The sequence below is a fragment of the Burkholderia sp. Ac-20384 genome (genome assembly GCF_017104605.1).
Taxonomy (GTDB): domain Bacteria; phylum Pseudomonadota; class Gammaproteobacteria; order Burkholderiales; family Burkholderiaceae; genus Burkholderia; species Burkholderia lata.
The window spans coordinates 1-7936 of the sequence record NZ_JAAGPE010000381.1 but is presented as its reverse complement, the minus strand read 5'-3'; the positions used below and the strand labels follow the sequence as shown (position 1 = coordinate 7936).

Sequence of the window (7936 nt, the reverse complement as noted above, 5' to 3'; positions counted from 1 at the left end):
CGGCGATGGCTCGGCCGCATCGGTCGCGCTGCTCGCGCTGCGCGCACCGCTCGCCGGCACCGATGCGCCCGCGTTCGGCCTGCTCGTGCTCGGCTCGCCCGACCCGCGCCGCTTCCACGACGGGATGGCCACCGATTTCCTCGCGCAGATCGCGACGCTCGCAAGCGCCGCGCTCACGCGCCTGCTGCCGCACTGATCCTTCCGCCCGCGATGACAGACGATCCGATCGCCGCCTACCTGTCGAACCTGAAGCACGTCAGGCAGCTGTCGGAACACACGCTGCGCGGATACACGCACGAACTCGACGAACTGAAGAAGCTCGCGAACGGCCGGCCGCTCGAAGCGCTGACGGCCGCCGATATGCGCGGCGCGGTTGCGCGCGCACATTCGGGCGGGCTGTCCGCGCGGTCGATCTCGCACCGGCTGTCCGCGTGGCGCGCGTTCTACCGCTGGCTCGCGCAGCGCATCGAGATGCCCGCGAACCCGGTCGCCGCGGTGCGCGCACCGAAACGCGCGAAGACCTTGCCGAAGGCCCTGTCGGTCGACGATGCTTCCGCATTGATGAACGCGCCGCTCGCCAACACGACCGAAGGCATCCGCGATCACGCAATCCTCGAGCTGTTCTATTCGTCGGGGCTGCGCCTCGCCGAGCTGATCGGGCTCGACGTGATGTACACGCAGGCCGACGGCTACCGCTCGACCGGCTGGCTCGATCTCGCCGAAGCCGAAGTCACCGTGCGAGGCAAGGGCAACAAGGAGCGCAAGGTGCCGGTCGGCCGCAAGGCGATCGATGCGCTGAACGCGTGGCTCGCGGTGCGCGGCGAGTTCGTGAAGCACGATCCGCATCCGCTGTTCGTGTCCGTGCGCGGCAACCGGATGTCGCCGGGCGTCGTGCGCGAACGCGTGAAGCGCGCGGCGCTCACTGCGGGCATCCCCGCCAACGTCCATCCGCACGTGCTGCGCCACTCGTTCGCGACGCACGTGCTGCAGTCGAGCGGCGACCTGCGCGCGGTGCAGGAACTGCTCGGCCACGCGAGCGTCTCCGCGACGCAGGTCTATACGTCGCTCGACTTCCAGCATCTCGCGAAGATTTACGACAGCGCGCATCCGCGCGCGAAGAAGCGCGACTGACGCGCTTCCCGTGTTACCCGCCGCGCGCGGCGACCGGCCACGGTCGGCTTCGCGCACGGCCCATTTCGATCTCATCATGCAAACCGTCACCCTCAAGCCGTCCAAGGAAAAATCGCTGCTGCGCCGCCATCCTTGGATCTACGCCAATGCGATCGACCGCGTCGACGGCAAGCCCGCGCCCGGCGCGACCGTGATCGTGCGCGCACACGACGGACGCTTCCTCGCGCGCGGCGCGTACAGCCCGCAATCGCAGATCCGCGTGCGCGTGTGGAGCTTCGACGAGAACGAGCCGATCGATCACGCGTTCTTCAAGCGCCGCGTCCAGCGCGCGGTCTCGCACCGCACGACGATGGTGTCGGGCACGGGCGCGGTGCGGCTCGTGTTCGGCGAAGCCGACGGGCTGCCGGGGCTGATCGTCGACTACTACGTCGCGGACACCGCCGCAGCCGGCGCGGCGCCGCGCGGCCAGCTCGTCTGCCAGTTCATGGCCGCGGGCGTCGAGGCGTGGAAGGACGCGATCGTGAAGGCGCTCGTCGGCGCCACGGACTGCCCGAACGTCTACGAACGCTCGGACGTCTCGATCCGCGACAAGGAAGGGCTCGAACAGACGACCGGCGTGCTGGCCGGCGATGCGCCGCCCGCGACGCTGATCTCGAACGAAAACGGCGTGCGCTATCACGTCGACGTGCCGAACGGCCACAAGACGGGCTTCTACGTCGACCAGCGCGACAACCGCGCGCTGGTTGCGCAGTACGCGGCCGACCGCGACGTGCTGAACTGCTTCTGCTACACGGGCGGCTTCTCGCTCGCGGCGCTCAAGGGCGGCGCGAAGCGCGTCGTGTCGATCGACTCGTCGGGCGATGCGCTCGCGCTCGCGCAGCAGAACGTCGTCGCCAACGGTTTCGACGCCGAACGCGCGACCTGGCTCGACGCCGACGCATTCAAGACGCTGCGCCGCCTCGTCGACGAAGGCGAGCGTTTCGACCTGATCGTGCTCGATCCGCCGAAGTTCGCACCGACCCGCGACAGCGTCGATCGCGCGGCCCGCGCGTACAAGGACATAAACCTGAGCGGCTTCAAGCTGCTGCGTCCGGGCGGCCTGCTGTTCACGTACTCGTGCTCGGGCGCGATCGACATGGACCTGTTCCAGAAGATCGTCGCGGGCGCGGCCGCCGACGCGAAGGTCGACGCGCGCATCCTGAAGCGCCTCGGCGCGGGCGTCGATCACCCGCTGCTCGCGGCCTTCCCGGAAGGCGAATATCTGAAGGGCCTGCTGTTGCAAATCGTCTGATCGCCCCGATCTACGCGCGTAACCGTCCGCCGGCCGCTACCTTGCACCCGGCGGATCCGCGCTCCCGCCTGTCGTTCGGACGACGGGCGAGGGCTTGACAGGTATGTTTCAATGGATGGTTGTGCGCCCCGGCTGGCAAAGCCCCGGGCGCGACGCACATCCTGGTTTTGACCCCGATTCACGAACCACAGGCGATTGACATGGCCACTCCCGTCACCATCCTCACCGGCTTCCTCGGCAGCGGCAAGACGACGCTGCTCAAGCGCATCCTGAACGAACAGCACGGCATGAAGATCGCCGTGATCGAGAACGAGTTCGGCGAAGAGAACATCGACAACGAAATCCTCATCCAGGATTCGAACGAGCAGATCATCCAGATGAGCAACGGCTGCATCTGCTGCACGATCCGCGGCGACCTCGCGCGCACGCTCGGCGATCTGGCCGCGAAGAAGCGCGAAGGCAAGCTCGACTTCGACCGCATCGTGATCGAAACGACCGGCCTCGCGAACCCGGGCCCGGTTGCGCAAACCTTCTTCATCGACAGCGAAATCGCCGACGATTTCCTGCTCGACGCGGTCATCACGCTGGTCGACGCGAAGCACGCGAACGCGCAGCTCGACGAGCACGAAGTCGTGCAGCGCCAGGTCGGCTTCGCCGATCGCCTGTTCATCACGAAGTCGGACCTGGTCGACGACCAGACGGTGGCCGGCCTGAAGCACCGCCTGATGCACATGAACCCGAAGGCCGCGATCAAGGTCGTGAACTTCGGCGAAGCGGACATCAAGGAAATCTTCGACCTGCGCGGCTTCAACCTGAACGCGAAGCTCGAGATCGACCCCGACTTCCTCGCCGAAGACGATCACGCGCACCACCACCACGATCACGACCATGATCACGATCACGCCCATTGCGACCACGATCACGGTCAATGCGCGCACGATCACGACCACGGCCACCACCATCACCACCACGCGCACCACGACGACAAGATCAAGTCGTTCGTGTACCGCAACGACCGCCCGTTCGACCCGAACAAGCTGGAAGACTTCCTCGGCGGCATCCTGCAGATCTACGGCGAGCGGATGCTGCGCTACAAGGGCGTGCTGTACATGAAGGGCGTCGACCGCAAGGTCGTGTTCCAGGGCGTGCACCAGATGATGGGCAGCGACCTCGCCTCGAAGTGGCTGCCGGTCGAGAAGAAGACGAGCAAGATGGTGTTCATCGGCGTCGATCTGCCGCAGGACCTGATCACCGACGGCCTCGACGCCTGCCTCGCCTGACGCGCGCGGGCAACCGTCGCGCCCCCGCCGCACGGCCGCCTCGCGGGCGGTTGCTGCGGCCGCGGGGCGCCTTTTCCGGGCAGGGTTTCGCCGTCATCGCTTTTTCGCGATTTGCGCGTTATATTTTCTAGATATTGGCGCAGCCGACGGGGATCGACCCGATACGGCGCCCGCTTGCGATTCAGTTACAATACGTGCCCGCTGGAGTACGGCAACAAACAGGCCCGGTTCTTGCTGAACCAGTTTTCCGGGCATCGCAACCGCGCCGGATCGCCAATCCGCCTCCCGGCCGCGGCCGATGCGATGTGCCGCGCAGCACACCGGTTCGCAGCGCGCGCAACTCCGCGCCAGGCCTATCCTGGTATTTGAGAACCGGTTTTCCAGAGGCTTTCGGCCCCGCGGCGGCAAATCGCAAATGATTGCAAGCGCGGTTGCGGGTAATCCCAAAGTGCAGGCAATATCTCTTGATTTGCCGCACATTGAAGAAGCAAGCAGATGACGAAGAAACTCTTGACCGAAGCCGAAATCCTGAAGATGAGCGACAAGGATTACATGAATGAGGATCAGCTCGCCTTCTTCAAAAATCGGCTCGAACAGTTGCAGGCGGACATCCTCAAGAATGCAGGCCAGACGACCGAGAACCTGCGCGAGACGGTGATCGTGCCCGATCCCGCCGATCGCGCGACGATCGAGGAAGAGCACGCGCTCGAGCTGCGTACGCGCGATCGCGAACGCAAGCTCCTCAAGAAGGTTCAGCAGTCGCTCGCCCGCATCGATTCCGGCGATTACGGCTGGTGCGAGGAAACCGGCGAGCCGATCGGCATTCCGCGCCTGCTCGCGCGTCCGACCGCCACGCTGTCGCTCGAAGCGCAAGAGCGCCGCGAGTTGCGCCAGAAGCTGTTCGGCGACTGATCGAGCGGCGTTCCGCTCAGACACGCTGCTTCCCGAAAGCGCGCGGCCTGCCGCGCGCTTTTTGTTTTTCCGGCACCGGTTCCCGATCCGCCGATTTACCCCCCGCCTCTTGATATCCCGGCGCCCGCCCTAAAATGAAACGGACGCGCGCCGGGCCGCTTCCCGGCGCACTGCGAGTTACGCGGCGGCGCCTCGCGCCGCCCGACTCTTCCCCGATTTTCTCAAGGAACGCAGATGGAGCAATTTCACGGCACGACCATCGTTTCGGTCCGGCGCGGCGACAAGGTCGCGCTCGGCGGCGACGGCCAGGTAACCCTCGGCAACATCGTCATGAAGGGTGGCGCGCGGAAAGTGCGGCGGATCTACAACAACCAGGTACTGGTCGGATTCGCGGGCGGCACCGCCGATGCGTTCTCGCTGCTCGACCGCTTCGAGGCGAAGCTCGAGAAGCACCAGGGCAACCTGACCCGCGCGGCTGTCGAGCTCGCGAAGGACTGGCGCACCGACCGGATGCTGCGCCGCCTCGAGGCGATGCTGATCACGGCCGATGCCACCACCACGCTCGTGATCACGGGCAACGGCGACGTGCTCGACCCCGAAGAAGGCATCTGCGCGATCGGCTCGGGCGGCGCCTATGCGCAGGCCGCGGCCCGCGCGCTCGCGGAGAACACCGGGCTGTCGCCGCGCGAGATCGTCGAGAAGTCGCTCGAGATCGCCGGCGACATGTGCATCTATACGAACCACAACCGCATCATCGAAACGATCGAGTAAGGACCGCACCATGAGCACCATGACCCCTGCCGAGATCGTCTCGGAACTCGACAAGCACATCATCGGCCAGGCGAAGGCGAAGAAAGCCGTCGCGGTTGCGCTGCGCAATCGCTGGCGCCGCCAGCAGGTCGCCGACCCGCTGCGCCAGGAAATCACGCCGAAGAACATCCTGATGATCGGGCCGACGGGTGTCGGCAAGACCGAAATCGCGCGCCGCCTCGCGAAGCTCGCCGACGCGCCGTTCATCAAGATCGAAGCGACCAAGTTCACCGAAGTCGGCTACGTCGGCCGCGACGTCGACAGCATCGTGCGCGACCTGATCGAGATCTCGGTCAAGCAGACGCGTGAAACCGAGATGCGCAAGGTGCGCAGCAAGGCGACCGACCAGGCGGAAGACCGCATCCTCGACATCCTGCTGCCGCAACCGCGCGCGGTGGGCTTCGGCGGCAACGCCGAACACGCGAACGACGACAACAACGCGACGCGCCAGACGTTCCGCAAGCGCCTGCGCGAAGGCCAGCTCGACGACAAGGAAGTCGAGCTCGACATCGAGCAGCCGTCGGCCGGCATGGACATCATGGCGCCGCCGGGGATGGAAGAGATGACCGAGCAGATCCGCTCGATGTTCTCGAACCTCGGCAGCGGCAAGAAGCAGCGCCGCAAGGTGAAGATCAAGGAAGCGCTGAAGCTGCTGACCGACGAGGAAGCGGCGAAGATGCTCAACGACGAGGAAGTGAAGACGAAGGCCGTGCAGAACGTCGAGCAGAACGGCATCGTGTTCCTCGACGAGATCGACAAGATCACGTCGCGCAACAACGAAGGCAGCGGCGGCGAAGTGTCGCGCCAGGGCGTGCAGCGCGACCTGCTGCCGCTCGTCGAAGGCACGACGGTCAACACGAAGTACGGGATGGTGAAGACCGATCACATCCTGTTCATCGCGAGCGGCGCGTTCCACCTCGCGAAGCCGAGCGACCTGATTCCCGAACTGCAGGGCCGCTTCCCGATCCGCGTCGAGCTCGACTCGCTGTCGGTGAACGATTTCGAAGCGATCCTCGTCGCGACCGACGCCAGCCTCGTCAAGCAATACCAGGCGCTGCTCGCGACCGAAGACGTGCAGCTCGAATTCGCCGAGGACGGCATCCGCCGCCTCGCGGAGATCGCCTATTCGGTCAACGAGAAGACCGAGAACATCGGTGCGCGCCGGCTGTACACGGTGATCGAGAAACTGCTCGAGGAAGTGTCGTTCTCGGCCGGCAACCATGCAGGCGAGCGCGTGACGATCGACGCGAAGTATGTCGATCGCGCACTCGGCGAAGTGTCGCAGGACGAAGACCTGTCGCGCTACGTGCTGTAACGCGCACCGCGTCGGACGAAAAACGGGCGGCCCCTTCCGGGGTCGCCCGTTTTTTATGGCCATGCGATGTGGCGCACGCGCCTGCCGCTGGAACGCGGCTGATGGCAGGCCCGGTGGTGCGTCCCTATAATCCGGATTCCTCAGACTACGGCCAGACGCATCCGTCACCGCTTTCGAATGACCATCTACCCGTCCATCGCCGGCCGAATCGTGCCGGCCCTGCTCACGCTCACGCGCGCCGACATCCTGTCGCTCATGCGACGGATCAGGCGGGAGTCGCTGCGGCGCTACAACGTTGCGTTCGTGCTCGCGTGGCTGGGCACGCTGGCGGGTATCGCGCTCGCCGGCGTCGCGTTCAGCATCGGCATCCAGTCCATCGCGAGCGGCGTATCGGCAAAGCCGTGGCCGATGGCCGCTCCGATCGTGATCGGCGGGTTCGCACCATTCCTCGCGAACCTCATCTACTCGGCGCTCATCGCGCTCCTGCTGAAACGCGAGATCGTCGCCTGCCTGTCGCGCGCCTCAAGCGCGCCCGGCTGACGCGCCCCGCTTACTGCCGCACCGGCTTCTTCGCGAGCTTGCGCTGCAGCGTGCGGCGGTGCATGTTCAGTGCGCGCGCGGTCGCCGAAATATTGTTGTTGTTCTCGGCCAGCACGCGCTGGATGTGCTCCCATTCGAGCCGGTCGACCGACAGCACGACCGGATTCTCGAGCGCTTCGTCGGCCTGCACTTCGGTCGCGTTGGTCTGCAGCGCGGCCAGGATCGACTCGACGTTCGCGGGCTTCGCGAGATAGTTGTCGGCGCCTTCCTTCACCGCCTGCACGGCGGTCGCGATGCTCGCGTAGCCGGTCAGCACCAGGATCCGCGCGTCGGGCTGCAGGTCGCACAGCGGCGCGATCAGGCTCAGGCCCGAATCCTCGCCGAGATGCAGGTCGACGGTGATGAACTGGAACTTGCCGCCCGCGGCGAGCCGCAGCGCCGATTCCTTGTCGTGCGCCTGCTGGACCGCGTAACCGCGGCGCTCGAGGCCGCGCGCGAGCGTGCCCGCGAACACCTCGTTGTCGTCGATCACCAGGAAATTGTTCTCGCTCATGTGGTTTCTCCGTCTACGTGTTGGTTGAGGCGGCCGACGCCGCGACGCGCACGACCGGCAGCCGCAGCACGGCCCGCGTGCCGCGCGCGGCGGTCGCACCGGCC

Annotated in this window: 9 protein-coding genes; 8 read left to right on the top strand and 1 reads right to left on the bottom strand. The window is 66.0% G+C overall.

Annotated elements, in window-relative coordinates:
* The 8 genes from G3O00_RS37680 to G3O00_RS37645 form a co-directional block, all read left to right on the top strand.
* The coding region (locus tag G3O00_RS37680; protein WP_042972629.1) for a DUF484 family protein at positions 1-196 on the top strand (196 nt) is incomplete at its 5' end.
* Positions 197-210: 14 nt separating this feature from the next.
* Positions 211-1131: a tyrosine recombinase XerC gene (gene xerC, locus G3O00_RS37675; protein WP_206146044.1), complete on the top strand. Its 921-nt coding sequence runs from the start codon at positions 211-213 to the stop codon at positions 1129-1131.
* 76 nt (positions 1132-1207) lie between these two features.
* Positions 1208-2422, top strand: a complete 1215-nt coding sequence (locus G3O00_RS37670; RefSeq protein WP_206146043.1) for a class I SAM-dependent rRNA methyltransferase — start codon at positions 1208-1210, stop codon at positions 2420-2422.
* Between the two features lie 200 nt (positions 2423-2622).
* Positions 2623-3702 carry a GTP-binding protein gene (locus tag G3O00_RS37665; RefSeq protein WP_206146042.1) on the top strand — a complete coding sequence of 360 codons (1080 nt, stop codon included), beginning with the start codon at positions 2623-2625 and terminating at the stop codon, positions 3700-3702.
* Positions 3703-4197: 495 nt separating this feature from the next.
* Complete coding sequence (gene dksA, locus G3O00_RS37660; protein ID WP_006477498.1) at positions 4198-4614, top strand: RNA polymerase-binding protein DksA; 417 nt, start codon at positions 4198-4200, stop codon at positions 4612-4614.
* Between the two features lie 234 nt (positions 4615-4848).
* Positions 4849-5385, top strand: a complete 537-nt coding sequence (hslV, locus tag G3O00_RS37655) for an ATP-dependent protease subunit HslV (RefSeq protein WP_206146041.1) — start codon at positions 4849-4851, stop codon at positions 5383-5385.
* Between the two features lie 10 nt (positions 5386-5395).
* Positions 5396-6739 carry an ATP-dependent protease ATPase subunit HslU gene (hslU, locus tag G3O00_RS37650; RefSeq protein WP_174933821.1) on the top strand — a complete coding sequence of 448 codons (1344 nt, stop codon included), beginning with the start codon at positions 5396-5398 and terminating at the stop codon, positions 6737-6739.
* A gap of 177 nt (positions 6740-6916) precedes the next feature.
* Positions 6917-7279 (top strand): hypothetical protein, encoded by a 363-nt coding sequence (locus G3O00_RS37645; RefSeq protein ID WP_174933820.1) that lies wholly within the window; start codon positions 6917-6919, stop codon positions 7277-7279.
* A 10-nt stretch (positions 7280-7289) separates the two neighbouring features.
* Here G3O00_RS37645 and G3O00_RS37640 read toward each other — a convergent pair whose 3' ends face one another.
* Positions 7290-7832 carry a response regulator transcription factor gene (locus G3O00_RS37640; protein WP_011353543.1) on the bottom strand — a complete coding sequence of 181 codons (543 nt, stop codon included), beginning with the start codon at positions 7830-7832 and terminating at the stop codon, positions 7290-7292.
* Positions 7833-7936: the final 104 nt, after the last annotated feature.